General features: G+C 66.1%; 19 protein-coding genes. 2 read left to right on the forward strand and 17 right to left on the reverse strand.

Annotation, left to right across the window (positions count from 1 at the left end; genetic code table 11):
* Positions 1–6 precede the first annotated feature (6 nt).
* Genes EJP67_RS27250 through EJP67_RS27260 form a run of 3 tightly spaced genes read right to left on the reverse strand, consistent with a single transcriptional unit; the run spans position 7 to position 2197 of the window.
* Positions 7–660, reverse strand: coding sequence for a glutathione S-transferase family protein (locus EJP67_RS27250; RefSeq protein ID WP_126024866.1), 654 nt, complete (start codon positions 658–660; stop codon positions 7–9).
* Positions 657–1508, reverse strand: a complete 852-nt coding sequence (locus EJP67_RS27255) for an aromatic ring-hydroxylating oxygenase subunit alpha (protein WP_126024867.1) — start codon at positions 1506–1508, stop codon at positions 657–659. The genes EJP67_RS27250 and EJP67_RS27255 overlap by 4 nt, the downstream gene beginning before the upstream one ends.
* A 14-nt stretch (positions 1509–1522) precedes the next feature.
* A complete protein-coding gene (locus EJP67_RS27260) occupies positions 1523–2197 on the reverse strand; it encodes a Rieske (2Fe-2S) protein (protein ID WP_126024868.1) in 675 nt (224 codons plus the stop codon).
* Positions 2198–2308: 111 nt separating this feature from the next.
* Here EJP67_RS27260 and EJP67_RS27265 point away from each other — a divergent pair, with 111 nt between their 5' ends.
* Together EJP67_RS27265 and aroQ are read left to right on the forward strand one after the other, a co-directional pair.
* Positions 2309–3277: a LysR family transcriptional regulator gene (locus EJP67_RS27265; RefSeq protein WP_126024869.1), complete on the forward strand. Its 969-nt coding sequence runs from the start codon at positions 2309–2311 to the stop codon at positions 3275–3277.
* A 37-nt stretch (positions 3278–3314) separates the two neighbouring features.
* Positions 3315–3755, forward strand: coding sequence for a type II 3-dehydroquinate dehydratase (gene aroQ / locus EJP67_RS27270; protein ID WP_126024870.1), 441 nt, complete (start codon positions 3315–3317; stop codon positions 3753–3755).
* 18 nt (positions 3756–3773) lie between these two features.
* Here aroQ and EJP67_RS27275 read toward each other — a convergent pair whose 3' ends face one another.
* The 14 genes from EJP67_RS27275 to garD all read right to left on the reverse strand — a co-directional run bounded on the left by EJP67_RS27275 (position 3774) and on the right by garD (position 21082).
* Positions 3774–5327, reverse strand: coding sequence for a SpoVR family protein (locus EJP67_RS27275; RefSeq protein ID WP_126024871.1), 1554 nt, complete (start codon positions 5325–5327; stop codon positions 3774–3776).
* The gene (locus EJP67_RS27280; protein WP_126024872.1) at positions 5324–6616 is read right to left on the reverse strand and encodes a YeaH/YhbH family protein; all 1293 of its coding nucleotides are present in this window, start codon (positions 6614–6616) and stop codon (positions 5324–5326) included. The genes EJP67_RS27275 and EJP67_RS27280 overlap by 4 nt, the downstream gene beginning before the upstream one ends.
* Before the next feature lie 145 nt (positions 6617–6761).
* On the reverse strand, positions 6762–8684 hold the full coding sequence (locus EJP67_RS27285) for a PrkA family serine protein kinase (protein WP_126024873.1): 1923 nt from the start codon (positions 8682–8684) through the stop codon (positions 6762–6764).
* Positions 8685–9465: 781 nt separating this feature from the next.
* Positions 9466–10593, reverse strand: a complete 1128-nt coding sequence (gene dnaJ / locus EJP67_RS27290) for a molecular chaperone DnaJ (RefSeq protein WP_126024874.1) — start codon at positions 10591–10593, stop codon at positions 9466–9468.
* Positions 10594–10701: 108 nt separating this feature from the next.
* Positions 10702–12639 (reverse strand): molecular chaperone DnaK, encoded by a 1938-nt coding sequence (gene dnaK, locus EJP67_RS27295; RefSeq protein WP_126024875.1) that lies wholly within the window; start codon positions 12637–12639, stop codon positions 10702–10704.
* A gap of 118 nt (positions 12640–12757) precedes the next feature.
* Positions 12758–13330, reverse strand: coding sequence for a nucleotide exchange factor GrpE (gene grpE, locus EJP67_RS27300; protein WP_126024876.1), 573 nt, complete (start codon positions 13328–13330; stop codon positions 12758–12760).
* A gap of 151 nt (positions 13331–13481) precedes the next feature.
* A complete protein-coding gene (locus EJP67_RS27305; RefSeq protein WP_013540334.1) occupies positions 13482–13832 on the reverse strand; it encodes an FKBP-type peptidyl-prolyl cis-trans isomerase in 351 nt (116 codons plus the stop codon).
* A gap of 84 nt (positions 13833–13916) precedes the next feature.
* A complete protein-coding gene (locus EJP67_RS27310; RefSeq protein WP_126024877.1) occupies positions 13917–14372 on the reverse strand; it encodes a winged helix-turn-helix transcriptional regulator in 456 nt (151 codons plus the stop codon).
* A 178-nt stretch (positions 14373–14550) separates the two neighbouring features.
* Entirely contained in the window at positions 14551–15402 is an 852-nt protein-coding gene (gene asd / locus EJP67_RS27315) for an archaetidylserine decarboxylase (protein WP_126024878.1), read from the reverse strand.
* A gap of 111 nt (positions 15403–15513) precedes the next feature.
* The gene (locus EJP67_RS27320; RefSeq protein ID WP_126024879.1) at positions 15514–16509 is read right to left on the reverse strand and encodes a Bug family tripartite tricarboxylate transporter substrate binding protein; all 996 of its coding nucleotides are present in this window, start codon (positions 16507–16509) and stop codon (positions 15514–15516) included.
* Between the two features lie 40 nt (positions 16510–16549).
* Positions 16550–17617 (reverse strand): lactonase family protein, encoded by a 1068-nt coding sequence (locus tag EJP67_RS27325; RefSeq protein WP_126024880.1) that lies wholly within the window; start codon positions 17615–17617, stop codon positions 16550–16552.
* Between the two features lie 9 nt (positions 17618–17626).
* A complete protein-coding gene (locus EJP67_RS27330; protein WP_126024881.1) occupies positions 17627–18604 on the reverse strand; it encodes a tripartite tricarboxylate transporter substrate binding protein in 978 nt (325 codons plus the stop codon).
* A gap of 58 nt (positions 18605–18662) precedes the next feature.
* Positions 18663–19427 carry an SDR family NAD(P)-dependent oxidoreductase gene (locus EJP67_RS27335; protein ID WP_126024882.1) on the reverse strand — a complete coding sequence of 255 codons (765 nt, stop codon included), beginning with the start codon at positions 19425–19427 and terminating at the stop codon, positions 18663–18665.
* Positions 19428–19507: 80 nt separating this feature from the next.
* Complete coding sequence (gene garD / locus EJP67_RS27340) at positions 19508–21082, reverse strand: galactarate dehydratase (protein ID WP_126024883.1); 1575 nt, start codon at positions 21080–21082, stop codon at positions 19508–19510.
* Positions 21083–21101: the final 19 nt, after the last annotated feature.

The raw sequence follows: 21101 nt of genomic DNA on the forward strand, positions 1-21101 counted from the left end.
GGATTCTCAGGCAGGGCCAGCAGGGAAGATACCCGACATGCCGATGAACCCCGGCAGGTGGCGGAAATCCCAGACCCAGTTTCGCAGCGCGGGAAATTCGTCGAGCGAGATGCCGCCTTCGCCCGCGAGCGCCACATAGGGAAAGCAGGCGAGGTCGGCAATCGTGGCCTCCGGCGCCGACGCGAGCCAGCGCAGGCCTTCGGTGGCACGTTCGGCGAGGTGGTCGTCGAGCACGCGGAACACGGCGCGCGCGCCCGCGCGGCAGGCATCGATGTCGAGGTGGTGATAGCCCAGCGCGTCGTGCAGCCGCGCGGCCGAGGCGGTTCGGGTGATCTCGTCGGCGGTGGCGAGCCACTGGGCGACTTCGCCGCGCAGCCTGGCGTCGGCGGGATACCAGCGGCCCTGCGGGTCGTGGCGGCTCGCGAGGTAGACCAGGATGGCCTGCGCGTCGCGCAGCACGAAGCCGTCGTCGTCGATCACCGGCAGCTGGCCCAGCGGATTGACGTTGGCGAGGAACGCGGCCGACCTGTGCTCGCGGCCGGGAAAGAAATCGACCGGCACCGCCTGGTACGCCACGCCCAGCCAGGCCAGCATCTGCCTCACCTTGAAGCAGTTGCCCGAGAGCGGGTAGTCGTAGAGCTTCAGCGTCGCCGTCGTCATGCCGCAGCCCTCACGCCGAAGCGCATGCCGCGCTCGCGCAGCCATCGCCGGTAGGTGACGGAGGAGGTATCGCCGCGCGTGGGCGTCTCGGCGCGGCCTTCGAGCGGCATGCGCTTGAAGGCGTGGTTCTCCAGGATGGGCTTGTCCTGCCCGAAGATGGTGTGCTGGAAGGCGATGAGCTCGGCATCGGTGGAGCGGTCGTCGTAGCAGGCCAGCAGGGTGTGGGCGATCACGTGTTCCTCGTCGACCGGCTGCAGGAAGATGCCGATCGCATCGAGCTCGCCCGCGCGGAAGCTGCTCTTGTAGAGCATGGCCGAGAAGGGCTGCATCACGCGGTACTTGTAGAGCACCTCGCTGCCCGAGGCGTCGTGCGCGGCGGAGGCGCGCGGCTGCCAGAAGCGGCAGTCGGTGGCCCAGATCTCGCCGGTGGCGGGCTCCACCTGCACCTGGTACTGTGCGACCTCGGTGTGCGGCACTTTGCCAAGGTAGTCGGCATGCACGAAGGGAAAATGCGCCATGTCGAGAAAGTTCTCGATCACCCGCAGGCCCGACACCGCGACGCCGATGCCGCCGCAGTCCACGCGGCGGCGGCCGGGTTCGCCGTATTCGGGAAAGTCGAACAGCGGGCGGGCGGGGCGGCCGCTCGGGCAGACCCAGAGATAGCCGTAGCTGGATTGCACGGCGAGCGGGGTGTCGCCGAGGCTGCAGCGGGGAGCGCCGTCGGCATCGGTCGACAGCCGCACGGTTTCGCCGAGCAGCCGGGTTTCGCGCGAGGCCGTTGGCGCCGGCGCGGGGCCGACGACCAGCCAGTCGTCGAGCATGTTGGGATCGTCGGTGACGAAGGGCATGGGTTTCTCTTCTTTCAACCCTGGGGCAGGGCTTCGATTTCGGTGCGCAGCTGGCGGGCAGCTGCGTGCAAGGCTTTCATGGCGGCCGAACCGGAGGCTGCTTCCGTCCACAGGTGGATGAAGGCGAGCCGGGGCTGGGCGTCGAGGACGAGGGCGACGGTTTCCGTGCCGCCGAGCCGGCCCCGCCAGGAGCAGGAAACCCTGGCCATGCCGTGGCTCTCCAGCGCTTCACGAGCGGCCTGGGCGGGCGCGCGAACCGTCAGCGTGCGGCAGAAGTGCCAGCCGGTGGGAACGGCATCGCGCAGTTCGTCTGGAACCGGCGCAGCCTCGGGCGAAAGATTCACCCACAGCATCCCGGCCGCCTCCGCCGTGCCGAAGGTCTTCGCGCAGACGTTGCGCGGCGCCTGCATGGCCGGGTGCGCCGGAATGCTGGTGCACTGCCCGCTGCCGGCCTCGTACTGCCAGCCGTGGTAGGCGCAGGCCAGGCGGTTGTCGATGACCTGCCCGAGCGTGAAGCGCACGCTGCGGTGCGGGCAGCGGTTTTCCCAGGCTTGGGCGGTGCCGTCGGCGGCGCGCCAGAGCGCAAATTCCTGGCCTTCGGCGAAGCCGGCGACGATGTTGGCGCCCGGGCGCAGGTCGGCCGAGCGTGCCACGGGGTGCCACGCGGCCGTGTGTTGTGGAGTGTTCATGGAGGGATCGTGGGAAGCGAACTGTTCGCCGGTGATACCGTACCGTTTCCGCCGCACCGATGAAAGTCACATGAAGAGACGCTGCTTTTCATTCCTGCAACGCTGGGCCGCATGAGCCGCATCGATCTCGCCCTGGTCGAGGCTTTCGTGCTGATTGCCCACAGCGGCAGCCTCACCAAGGCCGAAAGCCTCTCCGGCGTTTCCAAGGCCACCCTGAGCCGGCAGCTCACGCGGCTGGAGGAACTGCTTGGCGCGCAACTGCTGCTGCGCAGCCCGCGCCGCATCTCGCTCACCGAGGCCGGCCGCGCGTTTCTTGTGCGCGGCGAAGGGCTGCTCGACGAGGTGAAGGGCCGACTCGAAGAGGCCAGCACCGAGGTCCACGCGCTGACGACGGGCGTGTCGGGCAGCCTCTCGCTGCTGTCGGACACGCAGTTCAGCACCTCCTTCGTCTGCCATGTGGTCAAGCTGTTCCTCGAGGAGCATCCGCACGTGTGCTGCCAGCTCGACGTGGCCAGCGGCTTCCATGCGCCTCGGATCGGCGACGTCGACTGCTACGTGTGCTCCGAGCCGCCCGAGGCGCCGAACCTCGTGGCTCGCCTGCTGGGGCGGCTGAGCTACGGGCTGTATGCGAGCCCGCAGTACCTGGCGCGGCACGGGGTGCCCTCGTCACCCGATGAGCTGGTGGCGCACCAGTCCATCGTGATGAAGGAGCCTTCGGAGCGCTCGCAGGTGCTGCTGGTGTCGGGCGCGGCCAGCTTCGCGTTCGGCCCCGAGCCGGCCTTCGAGACCAACGACCACTGGGTGATGAAGACCTTCTGCATCGACGGCCTGGGCATCGCGCTGTTGCCCGCCTTCTTCGTGCGGCCCGAACTGGAGCAGGGCGTGCTGGTGCCGGTGCTGCCGCAGTGGCAGCCGGAGCCGCGGCGCATCTACTGCGCCTACCAGCGGCAGCGCTACATGGGGCGGAAGCTGCGCTCCTTCGTCGACCTGATGGCGCGCTGCGTGGTCGACATCGACTCGTACAACTACTACGTCGGCTCGTCCGCCGCGCGCAGGCGCAGGACGGCCGCGAGACCATAATCGGCCTCCGTTCGCCAGATTCCCCCAGACAACCATCATGAAGAAGATCCTCGTCCTCAACGGCCCCAACCTCAACCTGCTCGGCACGCGCGAGCCCGAACAGTACGGACGCGACACGCTGGCCGACGTCGAGCGCCTGTGCAAGGAAACGGGCGCGAAGTTCGGCGTCGAGATCGAATGCCGCCAGTCGAACCATGAAGGCGTGCTGATCGACTGGATCCAGGAGGCCGGCCGCGAAGTGGCGGCGGGCAACATGATCGGCGTGGTGATGAACCCCGGCGCCTACACCCACACCTCGATCGCGCTGCACGACGCCATCAAGGGCGCGAGCGTGCCGCTGATCGAACTGCACATCTCGAACGTGCATGCGCGCGAGGAGTTCCGCCACCACTCGTACATCTCGCCGGCGGCGAAGGGCATCATCGTGGGGCTGGGCGTGAAGGGCTACATCCTCGCCATCACGGCGCTGGCGGCCTGACCCGAGCCCGCGGCGCGCTCAGTAGAGTTGTTTGGGCGCGGAGGCCTTCCAGCTGCGGCTGATGCGGCCCTGGCTGTCGATGCTCTCCAGGTGCACGTCGAAGCCCCAGAGCCGGGCGACGTGCTTGAGCACTTCTTCGGCCGTGTCGTGCAGCGGCAGGTTGTTGCGCTGCGTGTGGCGCAGCGTCAGCGAGCGGTCGCCGCGCATGGCCACGTTCCACACCTGGATGTCGGGCTCGCGGCTTCCCATGTCGTACTGGCGTGAAAGCGATTCGCGCAGCGCGTGGTAGCCGCTGTCGTCGTGGATGGCCGATACCTCCAGTTCCGATTCGCTCTGGAAGTCGCGGATCGCGAAGAAGCGGAAGTCGCGCATCGTCTTCGGACTCAGGAACTGGCCGATGAAGCTCTCGTCCTTGAAGTTGCGCATCGCGTAGTCGAGCGTGCGCAGCCAGTCGGTGCCCGCGAAGTCGGGGAACCAGCGGCGGTCTTCCTCGGTGGGCTTCTCGCAGATGCGCCGCAGGTCGGTGTACATCGCGAAGCCCAGCGCGTACGGATTGATGCCGCTGTAGGCGCGGTGGCCCACCGGCGGCTGGAAGATCACGCCCGTGTGGGAGCTGAGCCATTCCATCATGAAGCCGTCGGCGAGCTGGCCGCGGTCGTACATGGTGTTGAGCAGCGTGTAGTGCCAGAAGGTGGCCCAGCCTTCGTTCATGACCTGGGTCTGGCGCTGCGGGTAGAAGTACTGCGCGATCTTGCGCACGATGCGCACCACCTCGCGCTGCCACGGCTCCAGCAGCGCGGCGTTCTTCTCGATGAAGTAGAGCAGGTTCTCCTGCGGCTCCAACGGAAAGCGCTTGGCAGCGTCGGCCTCGGCCGCCTGCTCGCTCTTGCGCGGCAGCGTGCGCCAGAGGTCGTTCACCTGCTGCTGCATGTGGCGCTCGCGTTCGGCGCGCTGGGCGGCTTCCTGCGCCAGCGAGCGCTTCTGCGGGCGGCGATAGCGGTCGACGCCGTAGTTCATCAACGCATGGCAGGAGTCGAGCAGTTCTTCCACCGCGTCCAGCCCGTGGCGCTCCTCGCACTCGGCGATGTAGTGCCGCGCGTACACCAGGTAGTCGATGATGGACGAGGCGTCGGTCCACATCCGGAACAGGTAATTGCCCTTGAAGAAGCTGTTGTGGCCGTAGGCCGCGTGCGCGATCACCAGGGCCTGCATGGCCATGGTGTTCTCCTCCATCAGGTAGGCGATGCAGGGGTCGGAGTTGATGACGATCTCGTAGGCCAGCCCCATGTGGCCGCGCTTGTAGTTCTTCTCGGTCGAGATGAACTGCTTTCCGTACGACCAGTGCCGGTAGATCATGGGCATGCCCACGCTGGCGTAGGCGTCCATCATCTGCTCGGCGGTGATGACTTCGAGCTGGTTCGCGTACACGTCCAGGCCGTAGCCCCGGGCCGTCTTGGCGATTTCCGAGTGGTAGGTCTCGATGAGCTCGAAGGTCCAGTCGGAAGGGCTGGGCAGGCGCTCCAGCCGGGGCAGGCTGGTGGCCGGAGGAGGGGCGGTGATGGCGGTGTTCATGACGTGACCCCTTCCTTCTTGAACAGGTCGCGGAAGACCGGGTAGATGTCTTGAGCGTCGGACACCTTGCGCATCGCGAAGTTGGGCTCCACGCCTTCGAGCTGCTGGTATTCCTGCCACAGGTTCTGCTCGGTCTCGGCCACCTGCACGTAGGCGTAGTAGCGCACGACCGGCAGAATGTTCTCGACCAGCAGCTCGCGGCAGCGGCCGCTGTCCTGGTGCCAGTTGTCGCCGTCGCTGGCCTGCGCGCCGTACACGTTCCATTCGCCGCTGGGGTAGCGCGCCTTAATGATCTCGTCCATCAGCACCAGCGCGCTGGACACCACCGTGCCGCCGGTCTCGGTGGCGTGGAAGAACTCTTCCTCGCTCACTTCCTGCGCCTGCGTGTGGTGGCGCAGGAAGACCAGGTCGATCTTCTCGTAGTGCCGCGTGAGGAACATGTACAGCAGCATGAAGAAGCGCTTGGCCATGTCCTTGCGCGCCTCGTCCATCGAGCCCGACACGTCCATGAGACAGAACATCACGGCCTTGGCGCTGGGCACCGGTGTCTTCACGCGGTTGCGGTAGCGCAGGTCGATGGGGTCGATGTAGGGCACGTGCCGCATGGTGCGGCGCACTTCGGCGATGCGCTCTTCCGTCTCGCGGATTTCCTTCTGGATGAAGGGCTGCTCGACCTGCGGATGCTTGCGCAGGCTTTCGAGGTGCGCCTCCAGCCGCTTGAGCTCCTTGCGCGGCTCGCCGCCCAGCGCGATGCGGCGGGCGAGGGCGCCGCGCATCGAGCGCACCACGTGCAGGTTGTTGGGCGAGCCGTCGCTGGTGAAGCCTGCGCGGTGGCTCTTCCACTCGGGCACGTCGGCGATCTGCGTGCGGATGAGGTGGGGCAGCGCGAGGTCGTCGAAGAAGACGCGCATGAACTCCTCGCGCGTGAGGCGGAAGACGAAGTCGTCCTCGCCTTCGCCGCTGTCGCTGGCCTCTCCGCTGCCGGAGCCGCCTCCGCCGCCGCCTTCAGGCCGCTTGATGCGGTCGCCCTTCAGGTACTCCTGGTTGCCGGGGTGGACGTACTCGCGGTCGCCGCCGCGGGCGTGGCCGAACACGGGCTCCGACACGTCGTGGCGCGGCAGCGTCACATCTTCGCCCTGCTCCAGTTCGCGAATGTTGCGGCCGCTGACGGCGCGCCTCACCGCTTCCTGGATCTGCCCCTTGTAGCGCCTGAGGAAGCGCTCGCGGTTGCCGATGGACTTGTTCTTGCCCGACAGGCGGCGGTCGATGATCTGCTGCAGGATGGCCACGATGTGTCTACTCCCTTAGTGACGGATCAGGCCGCGTCCCTTCGTGAAACGCCGCGGAACCGGCTTTGCCGGGCCGCTGGCGTTGCCCCCTGCAAGGGGGTTGGCGAAGCGACACGAAGTGCGCGAAGCCTGGGGGTGTGCCATGTCATGAGCTCTTACGCACCCGCAGATACCACTCGCACAGCAGGCGCACCTGCTTGGCCGTATAGCCCTTCTCGACCATGCGGGTCACGAAGTCCTCGTGCTTCTTCTGCTCGTCGGCGCTGCTCTTGGTGTTGAAGCTGATCACCGGCAGCAGCTCTTCGGTGTTGGAGAACATCTTCTTCTCGATCACCGAGCGCAGCTTCTCGTAGCTGGTCCACGCCGGGTTGCGCCCTGCGTTGCCGGCCCGCGCGCGCAGCACGAAGTTGACGATCTCGTTGCGGAAGTCCTTCGGGTTGCCGATGCCGGCGGGCCGCTCGATCTTCTCGAGTTCGGCGTTGAGCGAGGCGCGGTCGAAGACTTCGCCGGTGTCCACGTCGCGGAACTCCTGGTCCTGGATCCAGTAGTCGGCGTAGGTGACGTAGCGGTCGAAGATGTTCTGGCCGTACTCGCTGTAGCTCTCGAGGTAGGCGGTCTGGATCTCCTTGCCGATGAACTCCGCATAGCGCGGCGCCAGAAGCTCCTTGATGTAGCTGATGTACTTCTGCTCGACTTCCGGCGGGAACTGCTCGCGCTCGATCTGCTGCTCGAGCACGTACATCAGGTGCACCGGGTTGGCGGCCACCTCGGAGCTGTCGAAGTTGAAGACCTTGGAGATGATCTTGAAGGCGAAGCGCGTGGAGACGCCGCTCATGCCTTCGTCGACGCCCGCGTAGTCGCGGTACTCCTGGATCGACTTGGCCTTGGGGTCGGTGTCCTTGAGGTTCTCGCCGTCGTATACCTGCATCTTGCTGAAGGTGCTGGAGTTCTCCGGCTCCTTCAGGCGGGTGAGCACCGAGAGCTGGGCCATCATGCGCAGCGTTCCGGGGGCGCAGGGAGCGTTGGCGAGCGAGGAGTTGCGCACCAGTTTCTCGTAGATCTTGATCTCTTCCGAGGCCCGCAGGCAGTAGGGCACCTTGACGATGTAGATCCGGTCGAGGAAAGCCTCGTTGTTCTTGTTGTTGCGGAAAGCTTTCCACTCGCTCTCGTTGCTGTGCGCGAGCACGATGCCGTCGAAGGGTATGGCGCCGAAGCCTTCGGTACCCTTGAAGTTGCCTTCCTGGGTGGCCGTCAACAGCGGGTGCAGCACCTTGATGGGCGCCTTGAACATTTCCACGAACTCCAGCAGGCCCTGGTTGGCCAGGCACAGGCCACCGGAGTAGGAGTAGGCGTCGGGGTCGTCCTGGGCGAAGGTCTCGAGCTTGCGGATGTCGACCTTGCCGACCAGCGAGGAGATGTCCTGGTTGTTCTCGTCGCCGGGCTCGGTCTTGGCGACCGCGATCTGCCGCAGCACCGAGGGAAAGCGCTTGACCACCTTGAACTGGCGGATGTCGCCGCCGTACTCCTCGAGCCGCTTGACGGCCCAGGGAGAGAGAATTCGATTCAGGTAGCGGCTCGGGATGCCGTATTCCTTTTCAAGGATCTCGCCGTCCTCGACCGCGCTGAAGAGGCCCAGCGGCGATTCGTTCACCGGCGAGCCCTGGATGGCATAGAAGGGCACGTGCTCCATGAGCTGCTTCAGGCGCTCCGCGATGGAGCTCTTGCCGCCGCCCACCGGGCCCAGCAGGTAAAGGATTTGCTTCTTTTCTTCCAGTCCCTGCGCGGCGTGGCGGAAATAGGACACCACTTGTTCTATGGCGTCTTCCATGCCATAGAACTCCTTGAATGCCGGATAGATCTTGATGACCTTGTTCGCGAAGATGCGCGAAAGGCGGGGGTCGTTGCGGGTGTCGACCAGCTGGGGCTCGCCGATGGCCTTGAGCATGCGCTCGGAGGCAGTGGCGTACGCCATGGGATCACGCTTGCAGGTGTCCAGGTAATCCTGCAGCGAGATGACTTCCTCGCGGGTGCGCTCGTAGCGGGCGGCAAAGTTGCTGATCACATCCATGGTCACGCCTCCTTCAGGTCGGTGGGCTTTTGGCCCGATGGCGTGCAGCAAAGGCCTTGCGCAACATTTAAAGGTGTGCCTGCCCATGGCTGCATGCCGTGGAAAACTCCCTTACAACAATCTGCTAACAATCAGCATAAAGCAAAGATTGAACCCGGCAAATCATTTGTTAATTCAGAACCACGACGCCAAGTAAAGTTCCACAAAAAGCAAGGAACAAATTTCCAGATTTCAGGTAAATTCAAAGGCTCGCTTTCTTGATTCTCTCCGGGTGAAAACACCTATGCCGAATGGCCATCGTCCGTTTTTGCCTTTTCTCCGGGAAAAAATCGCCTATTGAGCTTCGAGGCTCAAAAAACAGGCGTTCCTGTTGCAATAACGCGCGATCTGCCGTTCGGTTTATTGCTCAACCCAAAAAATATAAAAGCAAACCCTGAGCCACCTTCGGATAGGTGACTCGCGTGAGTCGGTGTCGGTATCGCGCCCGGGACAGGGTCGGCCTGATCCTCCTGGTGCGGATGCACCGCCTCGGTGCGACGAGGGGCAGCGACCGGCGCACCAGTTCAAGGTGACCGGTCTGCTCCAGGGATAGGTGGGGATAGCGGGAGGCTGCTTTCGAGCCCCCGTGTTCAGCGAAGCGGCCCCGGTTCGCTGTTCAACCTTGAGTAGACAGGGCCAGCCTTTCAGCGGGGCTTGAGCGTGCCGAGGCCGGCCATGGCAGCCGGCCCGAAGCACAACGCCGGTTTCCTGCGCAGCGGCAGGCCCGGCGTGTACAGGACGATCAGCTGAAGAATTCCTTCGCCTTGTCGAACCAGCCCTTGTCGGTGGGGCTGTGCTTCTCTCCACCCTTCTTGAGCGAATCGTCGAGGTCCTTCAGCAGCTTGCGCTGGTACTCGGTGAGCTTCACCGGCGTCTCGACACGCACGTGGCAGTACAGGTCGCCCGGGTAGCTCGAGTTCACGCCCTTGATGCCCTTGCCGCGCAGGCGGAACTGCTTGCCGCTCTGCGTGCCTTCGGGAATGTCGATGGCCGCCGCGCCCTTCAGTGTGGGCACGTTGATCTCGCCGCCGAGCGCGGCCGTGGTCACGCTCACCGGCACCACGCAGTGCAGGTTGTCGCCGTCGCGCTCGAAGATGTCGTGCTTCTTCAGGCGGATCTCGATGTACAGGTCGCCCGGAGGGCCGCCATTGACGCCGGGCTCGCCGCTGCCGGTCACGCGCATGCGCTGGCCGTCGTCGATGCCGGCGCGGATCTTCACTTCGAGCGTCTTGTTGCGCTTGATCTTGCCCTGGCCATGGCACGCGGTGCAGGGCTCGGGAATGATCTTGCCGCTGCCGTGGCAGGTGGGGCAGGTCTGCTGCACGCTGAAGAAGCCCTGGCGCATCTGCACCGCGCCCGCGCCGTGGCAGGTGGTGCAGGTGATGGGCTTGGTGCCGGGTTTCGCGCCCGAGCCGTGGCAGGTCTCGCATTCGTCCCAGGTGGGAATGCGGATCTCGGTGGTCTTGCCCTCGGCTGCTTCCTCGAGCGTGATCTCCATCGCGTAGCTCAGGTCGCTGCCGCGGAAGACCTGCCGGCCGCCGCCACGGCGTCCGCCGCCGAACACGTCGCCGAAGATGTCGCCGAAGGCTTCAGCGAAGCCCCCGAAGCCTTCCGCGCCCGGGCCGCGCATGTTCGGGTCGACGCCGGCATGGCCGTACTGGTCGTAGGCCGCGCGCTTCTGGCCGTCGGACAGCATTTCGTAGGCTTCCTTGACCTCCTTGAACTTGGCCTCGGCCTCCTTCGCGGTGTCGCCGTGATTGCGGTCCGGGTGGTGCTTCATCGCGAGCTTGCGATAAGCCTTCTTGATTTCTTCTTCGCTGGCGTTCTTGGGGACGCCGAGGGTTTCGTAGTAGTCGCGTTTGGTGGCCATGGCAGGTCGATCGGGAGATCAGGGAAGCAGCGGGAACTCGGGTGACTTGAAGCGAGAAAGGCTGGAGCACCCTTTCAGGTGTTCCAGCCTTGGTCGGCGGGCTGGAGATCAGCCCTTCTTGACTTCCTTCACTTCGGCGTCGACCACGTTGTCGTCGGCCTGGGCGTGCGATGCAGCTTCCGCGCCAGCGGCACCGGAAGCTGCCGAGGCGCCGGCCGCGGCCTGCGATTCGGCATACATCTTCTCGCCGAGCTTCTGGCTTGCGGTCATCAGCGCGTTCGTCTTTTCCTCGATCGCGGCCTTGTCCTCGCCCTTGAGGGCTTCTTCCAGGTTCTTGATCGCGGTCTCGATCGCTTCCTTCTCGGCGGCTTCGAGGCTGGCGCCGTGTTCGCCCAGCGACTTCTTCACGCTGTGCACCATGGCTTCGCCCTGGTTGCGCGCCTGAACGATCTCGAGCTTCTTCTTGTCGTCGGCGGCGTTCAGCTCGGCATCCTTCACCATCTTCTGGATCTCGTCTTCCGACAGGCCCGAGCTCGCCTTGATGGTGATCTTGTTTTCCTTGCCGGTGCCCTTGTCCTTGGCGCCGACGTGCAGGATGCCGTTGGCGTCGATGTCGAAGCTCACCTCGATCTGCGGCGTGCCGCGCGATGCCGGCGGAATGCCTTCCAGGTTGAATTCGCCCAGCAGCTTGTTGCCCGCGGCGATGTCGCGTTCACCCTGGAACACCTTGATGGTCACGGCCGGCTGGTTGTCCTCGGCGGTCGAGAAGGTCTGCGCGAACTTCGTCGGGATCGTGGTGTTCTTGGCGATCATCTTGGTCATGACGCCGCCCATGGTCTCGATGCCCAGCGACAGCGGGGTCACGTCCAGCAGCAGCACGTCCTTGCGGTCGCCCGAGAGCACCTGGCCCTGGATGGCGGCGCCGACGGCCACGGCCTCGTCGGGGTTCACGTCCTTGCGCGGCTCCTTGCCGAAGAAGGCCTTCACCTTCTCCTGCACCTTGGGCATGCGGGTCATGCCGCCGACCAGGATCACGTCGTTGATGTCGCCCACGCTGATGCCGGCGTCCTTGATGGCCAGGCGGCAGGGAGCGATGGTGCGCTCGATCAGCTCGTCGACCAGGCTTTCCAGCTTGGCGCGGGTCAGCTTGATGTTCAGGTGCTTCGGACCCGAGGCATCGGCCGTGATGTACGGCAGGTTGATGTCGGTCTGCGCGCTGTTCGACAGCTCGATCTTGGCCTTTTCAGCGGCTTCCTTCAGGCGCTGCAGTGCCAGCACGTCCTTGCTCAGGTCGACGCCCTGTTCCTTTTTGAACTCGCCGATGATGTAGTCGATGATGCGCTGGTCGAAGTCTTCGCCGCCCAGGAAGGTGTCGCCGTTGGTCGAAAGCACTTCGAACTGCTTCTCGCCGTCGACGTCCGCGATCTCGATGATCGACACGTCGAAGGTACCGCCGCCGAGGTCGTACACGGCGATCTTGCGGTCGGCCTTGTCCTGCTTGTCCAGGCCGAAGGCCAGGGCAGCGGCGGTGGGCTCGTTGATGATGCGCTTGACGTCGAGGCCCGCGATGCGGCCGGCGTCCTTGGTGGCCTGGCGCTGGGCGTCGTTGAAGTAGGCGGGCACCGTGATCACGGCTTCGCTGACGGTCTCGCCGAGGTAGTCTTCGGCGGTCTTCTTCATCTTGCGCAGGATGTCGGCGCTGACCTGCTGCGGGGCGATCTTCTTGCCGCGCACTTCCACCCATGCGTCGCCGTTGTCGGCCTTGGCGATGGTGTAGGGCATCAGGTCGATGTCCTTCTGGACTTCCTTTTCCTCGAACTTGCGCCCGATCAGGCGCTTGATCGCGTACAGCGTGTTCTTGGGGTTGGTCACGGCCTGGCGCTTGGCCGAGGCACCGACCAGCACTTCACCGTCTTCCTGGTACGCGACGATCGACGGCGTGGTGCGCGCACCTTCCGAGTTCTCGATCACACGCGTGGTGTTGCCTTCCATGATCGACACGCACGAGTTGGTGGTGCCGAGGTCGATGCCGATGATCTTTGCCATGTTCTTACTCCTGAAAGCCTGAAAAATATGTTGTTATGAACTTGTGGATAACCCGTCGCGATTCAAGGCATGAAGCGGGGATTTCCTGTGGGAATCTTGTGCGTCGCCGAACGGCGGGTCACTTCGGGGCGCTGACCGTGACCAGCGCCGGGCGCAGCACGCGGTCGTTGATGGTGTAGCCCTTCTGCAGCACGGTGACCACGGTGTTGGGTTCCTGGTCGGCGGGGACCATCGAGATGGCCTGGTGCTGGTGCGGGTCGAACTTCGTGCCGGGCGCGGGGGCCACTTCGATCACCTTGTTGCGTTCGAGCGCGCTCTTGAGCTGGCGCAGCGTGGCTTCGGCGCCTTCGCGGATCTGCTCGGGCGTGGCGTCCTTGACGGCCAGGCCGGCTTCCAGGCTGTCGGTCACCGGCAGCAGGCTTTCGGCGAAAGCCTCGACGGCGAACTTGCGGGCCTTGCTGACTTCCTCGTCCGCGCGGCGGCGGGCGTTCTGCACGTCCGCCTGGGCGCGCAGGTACTGATCGGCAAGCTCGGCATTCTTGGTCTGCAGCGCGGCGAGCTCGCCCTGGGCGACGGCCAGGGCATCGAGCGCCTCGGCTTCGTTGGCGGCTTGCGCTGCCTCCAGTTCTTCGGGGCTGGGCTCGCCTTGCAGCATTTGAGAATTCTGTGCGGATTGTTGCGGGTCAGACATTTTTCAAAGAACCGGCACGTGCCGGAAAACAAACGATAGCCAGCCACATGGGGCTGGCCGAAGGCATTTCAAGCGAAAAAATGGGGTCGAAACGACCTCCGAGACACGAAAAAGGCCCGAAACCGGGCCTTGGAGCCGTCAGCTGGGAGGCTCAGTGGGCGTCGAGCAGTTCGACGTCGAACTTCAGGGTGGCATTGGGGGGGATCACGCCGCCCGCGCCGCGAGCGCCATAGCCCAGCGATGCGGGAATGATCAGCGTGCGCTTGCCGCCGATCTTCATGCCGGCCACGCCTTCGTCCCAGCCCTTGATGACCTGGCCCGCGCCCAGCGAGAACGCGAAGGGATCGTTGCGGTCGCGGCTGGAGTCGAACTTGGCGCCTTGCACGCCGTCGTTGTAGAGCCAGCCGGTGTAGTGCACGTGCACGTGCTGGCCGGCCTTGGCTTCGGCGCCGGTGCCGACTTCGGTGTCTTCGTATTGCAGGCCGGAGGGAGTGGTGGGCATGGGAAACGCTCCTTGCGTCGATGTGAGATCCGTGGATCGAAGGCGCGGAGTTTACCGAGGCCCGGCGGGCGGCCCCGCCGTCCGTCAGCCGTGGCTACTGTCGTCGCCGGACGGCGCGGGTGTAGGCGCAGGCGCCGGAGGAGGTTCGGGGGAGGGCGCTGCCGGGGGCGCAACGGGAGCCATGGCGGGAGCGGCGGAGGCGGTTGCGGCCGGCGCAGCAGGCGCAGTCGCCGCAGCCTTCTTCTGCTGGCCGAGCTGCCATTTGCCGGCGAAGGCCTGCAGGTCGGACAGGCGCTTGAGCAGGTCCTGCCCGCTGAGCGTGAGGCTGTAGCCGTCGCTGCCATGGCCCACGAGGCCGGCCTCGCGCAGTTCCTTGATGCGGGTGTTGAGCGTGTTGGGGGTGATGCCGCCGACGCTGTCCTGCAGCAGGCGGAAGGTCTGCGCATGGCCGTCGCGCAGGGCCCAGAGCACGCGCAGCGCATAACGGGCTTCGAGCAGGGCGAGCAGCTGGCTGATGGCTGCGTTTTCCTTGGTACTCATCGACATCATCTCCTCGAAGCTGGGCGGGCCGTCGACCTGCGGGGGCAGGGCGATGCCTCGCGTTCTTGTGGTTGGTTATGAACCGTCTCGTTGGGCGGCGACTATAGCGCAATCGATGAGGATGCTACTAGTTTTGTAGCTGTCAAGGCAAGCTGGATGCGGCTTGTGAGACAAAGCCTCACAAATTGGTGTATCCGGCCATGGCTTCGCCCAACCGGATCGCGCGGCCGGGCGACCACTGCGGGTTGAAAGCCAGCGCGGGCGCCGGGAAGAGCATGACGACGGTGGAGCCCAGCAAGAACCGGCCCATCTCGTCGCCCTTGCGGATGTCGATCTGCTGGTCGGTGTAGTGCCACTCGCGCAGTTCGCCCACGCGCGGCGGATTGACCACCCCATGCCACACGGTGGCCATGCTGCCGACGATGGTGGCGCCCACCAGCACCAGCACGAAGGGCCCGCGCGCCGATTCGAAGACGCACACCACGCGCTCGTTGCGCGCGAAGAGGCCGGGCACGCCGCGCGCCGTCGTCGGGTTCACCGAGAACAGGTCGCCCGGCACGTGGATCATGCGCACCAGCCGCCCGTCGCAGGGCATGTGGATGCGGTGGTAGTCCTTCGGGCTCAGGTAGAGCGTGGCGAAGCTGCCGTGCGCGAACTTCGCGGCCAGGGTGGCGTCGCCGCCCACCAGTGCGGTGGTCGTGTAGTTGTGGCCCTTGGCCTGGAAGATCTGGTCGCCTTCGATCGCGCCGAACTGGCTGATCGCGCCGTCCACGGGGCAGATCAGGTCGGCCTGGGCGATGGGCCGGGCGCCGGGCTTGAGTTCGCGCGTGAAGAACTGGTTGAAGCTCTTGTAGTGGCTGATGTCCGACTCGAGCGCCTCGCCCATGTCCACGCCGTACTTGGCCACGAAGCGCCGGATGATCCACGTCGTCACGGCGCCCCGTTCCTTGCCCGCGACCCAGCCGGCGAAATTGGTCAGGGCCTGCTTGGGAAACAGGTATTGGGGCAGTACGGCGGAGCGGTCGGACACGTGGGAATGATCTGGAAAGCGGATCGGAGGGGCATTCTATAAAGGGCTTTTCTCCCGGGACGTAGGAAGCTTCCCTTGGTTCTTCCGGCCAACCCCGCCGATCGCGCCGGATCAGTCGGGCTTGATCCCCGCCGCCTTGATCACCTGCGCCCACTTCTCCACCTCGGCCTTCTGGAAGGCCGCGATCTGCACCGTGCTCAGGTCGGCCGGCTCCATGCCGAAGCCCTTGAGCTTGTCCTGCATCTCCGGCGTCGCGAGGATCTTGCGGATCTCGGTGTGCAGCCGGTCGACCACCGGCGCGGGCGTGTGCGCGGGCACGAAGATCGCCTGCCACGACACCACCTCGAAGTCCTGCAGGCCCGGCACGCCCGACTCGGCCACCGTCGGCACGTCGGGCATCGAGGCCAGCCGCTTCGACGAGGTGACCGCGATCGCGCGCAGCTTGCCGCTCTGGATGTGCGGGCCGGCCACCACCGTGGTGTCGAACATCATGTCGACCTGCCCGCCGATCACGTCCTGGATCGCCGGGCCGCTGCCCTTGTACGGGATGTGCGTGAACTTCACGCCCGACTTGTAGGCCAGCAGTTCCAGCGCCAGGTGCTGCGAGGTGCCCGTGCCGGCCGAGGCCGACGAGAGCCCGCCCGCCTTGCCCTTGCTCGCGGCGATCACGTCCTTCAGCGTCTTGTAGGGGCTCGCCTGGTTCACCACCAGCACCACCGGGTTGGTGCCGATCAGCGTCACCGGCGCGAACGACTTCTGCGGGTCGTAGCCGAGCTTGGGGTACAGGCTCACGTTGATCGCGTGCGAGCTGATCGTGCCGCCCACCAGCGTGAATCCGTCGGGCGCGGCACGCGAGCCGATCTCCGAGCCAACGCTGCCGCCGGCGCCGCCCTTGTTGTCGATGATGACCGTGGTGCCCAGCGCGGGGCCCAGCTTCTGTCCTATCAGCCGGCCCAGCACGTCGGTGGTGCCGCCCGCCGGAAAGGGCACGAGGTAGGTGATCGGCTTGCCCGTGGGCCAGTTGCTGCTGCCCTGGGCGAATGCCGCCGGAAGCGCGGCGGCGACCGAAGAGGCGAGGGCGGTGCGGATGAGTGTGCGGCGTTGCATGCGAAGTCTCCTTGGGTTGTCAGTTGGCGCCGGCTGCCCTTCAGGGCAGGTCGACGATCTCGATCCAGTTCGGGTTCTTGCCCACCTCCAGGTGCTGGGGCGTGCCCAGCGCGCCGGTGTCGGCGTCGATGGCGTAGAGGGAGATGCCGTTCGATTCCTGTCCCGCCGCGATCAGGTAGCGGCCGGTGGAATCGATGGCGAAGCCGCGCGGCCCCTTCTCGGTCGGCGTCTGGCCCAGCGGCTGCAGCTGCCCCGTAGCGGCGTCGACCTTGAATGCCGAGAGCGTGCTCGAGGTGCGCTCCGACGCGTAGAGGAAGCGCCCGTCCGGCGTCAGGTGCAGGTCGGCGGCCCAGGGCTTGCCGGTGAAACCGGCGGGCAGGGTGGTGGTGCTCTGTTCGAGCCTGAGCGTGCCGCGCGCGGCGTCCCATGCGAACACGTGCAGCGCGGCGTCGAGCTCGTCCAGCAGGTAGACGTGACGCTGCGCCTTGTCCCACACGAAGTGGCGCGGGCCCGACTTCGCGGCGGTGGTGGTCAGCGGAGGGTCGTTGGGCGAGAGCAGGCCTTTCTCGGCGTCGAAGCGCCAGCTCGACACGTTGTCGCCGCCCAGGCTGGTGGCGAGCACGAAGCGGTTGCTCGCGTCGGCGTGGATGGCGTGCGCGTTGGGCGCCGTCTGGATCAGCTGGTTGATCGGCCCCACCGCGCCGTCCTTGCCCACGGCGTTGACCGTGATCTTGCCGCCCTGATAGGAGGCCGCGAACAGCCACTTGCCGCTCGCGTCGAGGTCGATGTTGGCCATGCTGTCGGCCAGTGGCGCCTCGCCCAGCTTCCGCAGCCTGCCGCTGGCGCCGTCGATCGACAGCGCGGTCACGCGAAACGGCTGCGAGCGCAGCGCGGCGTACAGCACGCGCTTGTCGCGGCTCACCACCATCGGCATCACCGTGCCGCCCACGTTCAGCGTCTGCACCGGCTTGAGCGCGCCCTGGCTCCTGTCGAGCTCGAGCACCGAGATTTCCTGGCTGTCGGCGTTCGATACGTAGACCCAGGTGGCGGCCGATGCGGGTACCGCCGCGGCCAGCCACAGCAGCGATGCGATGGTCGTCTTCTTCATGGCCGGGGCTCAGGGCTTGATGTTGAGTTTGGTGATGAGCTGCTTGAAGTACACGTTGTCCTTCGCCAGCGTTTCCTTGAACACCGCGCCGTCGGTGTAGACATAGCCCAGGTTCTGCTTGTCCATCACCTCGTGCATCAGCGGTTCGGCGGCGGTCTTCGCGGTGATCTCGCGCAGCTTCGCCATCACTTCGGGCGGCGTGTTCTTCGGCGCGCCCAGGCCGCGCCAGGTGCCGATCGACAGGTCGATGCCGCGCTCCTTGGCTGTGGGCACCTTCTCGAAGCCCTTCACGCGCTTGTCGGCCATCACCATCAGCACCTTGAGCTTGCCGCCCTGCACATGCGTCGTCACCTCGGCCGGGCTCACCGCCACGGCCTCGATGTGGCCGCCCAGCAGCGCCAGCACCGCGGGTGCCGCGCCCTGGAACGGGATGTGGCCGAACTTGGCGCCGGTCTTGTCTTCCAGCGCGGCGGCGGCAAGGTGCCAGATCGAGCCGTTGCCCGAGTTGCCCACGCGCACGCTCTCCGGCGATTTCTTCGCGGCGGCCAGGAACTCCTCGATGGTGTTCCACGGCGCGTCGGCCTTCACCGTGATCGCGGCCGGATCGGCGTTGAGCTGAGCGATCGGCTGGAAGTCGTCGTAGTTGAACTTGGCCAGCCCCAGGTGCGGCAGCGTCAGCAGCTCGACCGTGAGCACGGCGAGCTTGTAGCCGTCGGGCTTGGAATTGATCACCTCGGTCCAGCCGATGGCGCCCCCCGCGCCGGGACGGTTGACGATCACGATGCTCTGCGAGATGTGCTTGCGGCTCGCTTCCGAGAATGCACGCGCCAGGCCGTCGGTACCGCCGCCGGGCTGGTAGGGCACGAGCAGTTCGATGGTGCGGTTCGGAAAGTCGGCCTGTGCGGCGGCCGGTGCCGCCAGCCCGAGCGAGAGGGCTGCCGTGGCCGAGAGGGCGGCGATGCCGCGAATGAACTGCTTGTGTTTCATGATCCTTGTCTCCGTTGTTGTGGTTGAGCGTTGAAGTGTTGAAAAGCGTGGGTGCGCGTCAGGGCATGTACTGCCCGCCGTTCACCTCGATCACCTGCCCGGTGACGTAGCCCGAGAGTTGTTCCGATGCGAGATAGAGGAATGCGCCCACGCATTCATCCGGCGTGCCGATGCGGCCCATCGGAATGCCGGCGCGGAAGTTCTCCAGCATCGCGGGGGTGGAGAAGCGGTCCTGGAAGGGCGTCTGGATGACGCCCGGCGCCACCGCGTTCACGCGGATGCGGTCGCCCACCAGCTCCTTCGCCAGCCCGTGCGTCGCCGTGCTCACGAAGCCCTTCGAGCCCGCGTACAGATAGGCCGAAGGCCCGCCGCCGGTGCGTGCCGCGACAGAGGTCACGTTGATGATGTTGCCGCCGCCGCTCTTGCGCATCAGCGGAACCACCTCGCGGCAGAAAGCGAGCACCGAGCGCGCGTTGATGTGCAGCACTTCGTCGAAGAGTGCATCGTCGAACTCGGCGATGGGCACGCGTTTGACCAGGCTGCCCGCGTTGTTCACCAGCACGTCGATGCGGCCGCCGAACTGTGCCGAGGCCTGCTTCACGCACTCGCGGATCGCGCCCGTGTCGCGCACGTCGGCCTTCAGTGCGAAGGCGGTGCCGCCGGCCGCGCGGATGGTGTCGACCACCTTGTTCGCCGCGTCGGCGGAGCTGTTGTAGTGCACCGCCACGCGCATGCCGCGCGCGGCGAAGGCGATGGCCACCGCCGCGCCGATGCCGGTGCTGGCGCCGGTGACGAGGGCTGTCTTGTCCTTGAGGTCTTCCATGAGGGGCTCCGTTGATGAAGAGACAGGTCTTAGAAAGGAAATCAGAAAGACGTGAACCCGCGCGTCGCGCAGCGCCTTGCTCAGGTCACGGGCGCGGGGTTGAAAAGCACCAGCGCGTTGTGCAGCTTCCAGTGCTCGGCCCAGGTCTTCTTCCGTCCGCTGGCCACGTCGAGCATCAGGCGGAACATTTCCCAGCCGATGTCCTCGATGGTGGCTTCGCCGTCGGCGATGCGGCCCGCGTTCACGTCCATCAGGTCGTGCCAGCGGCGCGCGAGGTCGCTGCGCGTGGCGACCTTGATCACCGGCACCTCGGCCAGTCCGTAGGGCGTGCCGCGGCCGGTGGTGAACACGTGCAGGTTGATGCCGGCGGCCAGCTGCAGCGTGCCGCAGATGAAGTCGCTGGCGGGCGTGGCGGTGTAGATCAGGCCCTTCTGCTTCGCCTTCTCGCCGGGCGCGAGCACGCCGGTGATGGGCGCCGAGCCCGACTTGACGATGGAGCCCATCGCCTTCTCGACGATGTTGGAGAGCCCGCCCTTCTTGTTGCCGGGCGTGGTGTTGGCGCTGCGGTCGACCAGGCCCTTCTTCAGGTAGGCGTCGTACCAGGCCATCTCGCGGATCATGGCTTCGGCCACCTCGGGCGTGGACGCGCGCGAGGTGAGCTGGTCGATGCCGTCGCGCACCTCGGTGGTCTCGGAGAACATCACAGTGGCGCCCGCGCGCACCAGCAGGTCGGTGCAGAAGCCCACCGCCGGGTTGGCGGTGACGCCCGAGAAGGCATCGCTGCCGCCGCACTGCACGCCCACCACCAGTTCGCTGGCGGGCACGGTCTCGCGTTTGCGCGCGTTGAGCCGGGCGAGGTGCTCCTCGGCCTGGCGCATGACCGAATCGATCATCGACATGAAGCCGACGTGCGCGTCGTCCTGCAGGCAGACCACGTCGAGCGCGGTATCGGGTGTGGTGCCGGCACGCTGGTCGGCGATGGGAATGCTGCCCGGCGGCAGCAGCCGCTCGGGCTGCAGCTTCTCGCAGCCCAGGCTCACCACCATCACCTCGCCGCCGAAGTTCGGGTTGAGGCTGATGTTGCGCAGCGTGCGGATGGGCACGACGGCGTCGGGTGCGTCGATGGCCACACCGCAGCCGTAGGTGTGCTCCAGCGCCACCACGTCGTCGACGTTGGGGTACTTCGGCAGCAGCTCGGCCTTGATGCGCTGCACCGCGAACTCGGTGACGCCGGCCACGCACTGCACCGTCTGCGTGATGGCCAGTATGTTGCGCGTGCCCACCGAGCCGTCGGCGTTGCGGTAGCCCTCGAAGGTGTAGCCCTCCAGCGGCGGCAGGGCAGGGGGCTTGACCGTCGCGATGGGAAGGCCGTCGAGCTCGGGCGCGGTCGGCATCCGCATCACGCGCTCGTGCACCCAGCTGCCGCGCGGCAGCGCCTTCTGTGCGTAGCCGATCACCACGTCGTAGCGGCGGATGGCATCGCCTTCGGCGAGGTCGACCAGCGCGACCTTGTGGCCCTGGGGCACGTTGTCCACCAGCCGCAGGCCGTCGGCGAACTCCGCGCCGGCCTTCAGCCCGCCGTCGTTGGCGACGATGGCCACGTTGTCGGCCGCGTGGATGCGGATGTAGAGCGGAGGGCGGGTGGTCTCGGTCATCGCGGGTTCCTTGCTTTGC

It is taken from the genome of Variovorax guangxiensis, from assembly GCF_003952165.1.
In the GTDB taxonomy this organism is placed as follows: domain Bacteria; phylum Pseudomonadota; class Gammaproteobacteria; order Burkholderiales; family Burkholderiaceae_C; genus Variovorax; species Variovorax guangxiensis.

Bases quoted from the DNA above. Each gene is read 5' to 3' on its own strand.
- EJP67_RS27255 (WP_126024867.1), bottom strand. From the start codon at position 1,508: ATGCCCTTCGTCACCGACGATCCCAACATGCTCGACGACTGGCTGGTC.
- aroQ (WP_126024870.1), top strand. From the start codon at position 3,315: ATGAAGAAGATCCTCGTCCTCAACGGCCCCAACCTCAACCTGCTCGGC.
- EJP67_RS27320 (WP_126024879.1), bottom strand. From the start codon at position 16,509: ATGCAACGCCGCACACTCATCCGCACCGCCCTCGCCTCTTCGGTCGCC.
- EJP67_RS27335 (WP_126024882.1), bottom strand. From the start codon at position 19,427: ATGGAAGACCTCAAGGACAAGACAGCCCTCGTCACCGGCGCCAGCACC.
- EJP67_RS27330 (WP_126024881.1), bottom strand. From the start codon at position 18,604: ATGAAACACAAGCAGTTCATTCGCGGCATCGCCGCCCTCTCGGCCACG.
- grpE (WP_126024876.1), bottom strand. From the start codon at position 13,330: ATGTCTGACCCGCAACAATCCGCACAGAATTCTCAAATGCTGCAAGGC.
- EJP67_RS27305 (WP_013540334.1), bottom strand. From the start codon at position 13,832: ATGCCCACCACTCCCTCCGGCCTGCAATACGAAGACACCGAAGTCGGC.
- dnaJ (WP_126024874.1), bottom strand. From the start codon at position 10,593: ATGGCCACCAAACGCGACTACTACGAAACCCTCGGCGTCCCCAAGAAC.
- EJP67_RS27260 (WP_126024868.1), bottom strand. From the start codon at position 2,197: ATGAACACTCCACAACACACGGCCGCGTGGCACCCCGTGGCACGCTCG.
- EJP67_RS27275 (WP_126024871.1), bottom strand. From the start codon at position 5,327: ATGAACACCGCCATCACCGCCCCTCCTCCGGCCACCAGCCTGCCCCGG.
- EJP67_RS27250 (WP_126024866.1), bottom strand. From the start codon at position 660: ATGACGACGGCGACGCTGAAGCTCTACGACTACCCGCTCTCGGGCAAC.
- EJP67_RS27325 (WP_126024880.1), bottom strand. From the start codon at position 17,617: ATGAAGAAGACGACCATCGCATCGCTGCTGTGGCTGGCCGCGGCGGTA.
- EJP67_RS27285 (WP_126024873.1), bottom strand. From the start codon at position 8,684: ATGGATGTGATCAGCAACTTTGCCGCCCGCTACGAGCGCACCCGCGAG.
- EJP67_RS27310 (WP_126024877.1), bottom strand. From the start codon at position 14,372: ATGAGTACCAAGGAAAACGCAGCCATCAGCCAGCTGCTCGCCCTGCTC.
- garD (WP_126024883.1), bottom strand. From the start codon at position 21,082: ATGACCGAGACCACCCGCCCTCCGCTCTACATCCGCATCCACGCGGCC.
- EJP67_RS27265 (WP_126024869.1), top strand. From the start codon at position 2,309: ATGAGCCGCATCGATCTCGCCCTGGTCGAGGCTTTCGTGCTGATTGCC.
- dnaK (WP_126024875.1), bottom strand. From the start codon at position 12,639: ATGGCAAAGATCATCGGCATCGACCTCGGCACCACCAACTCGTGCGTG.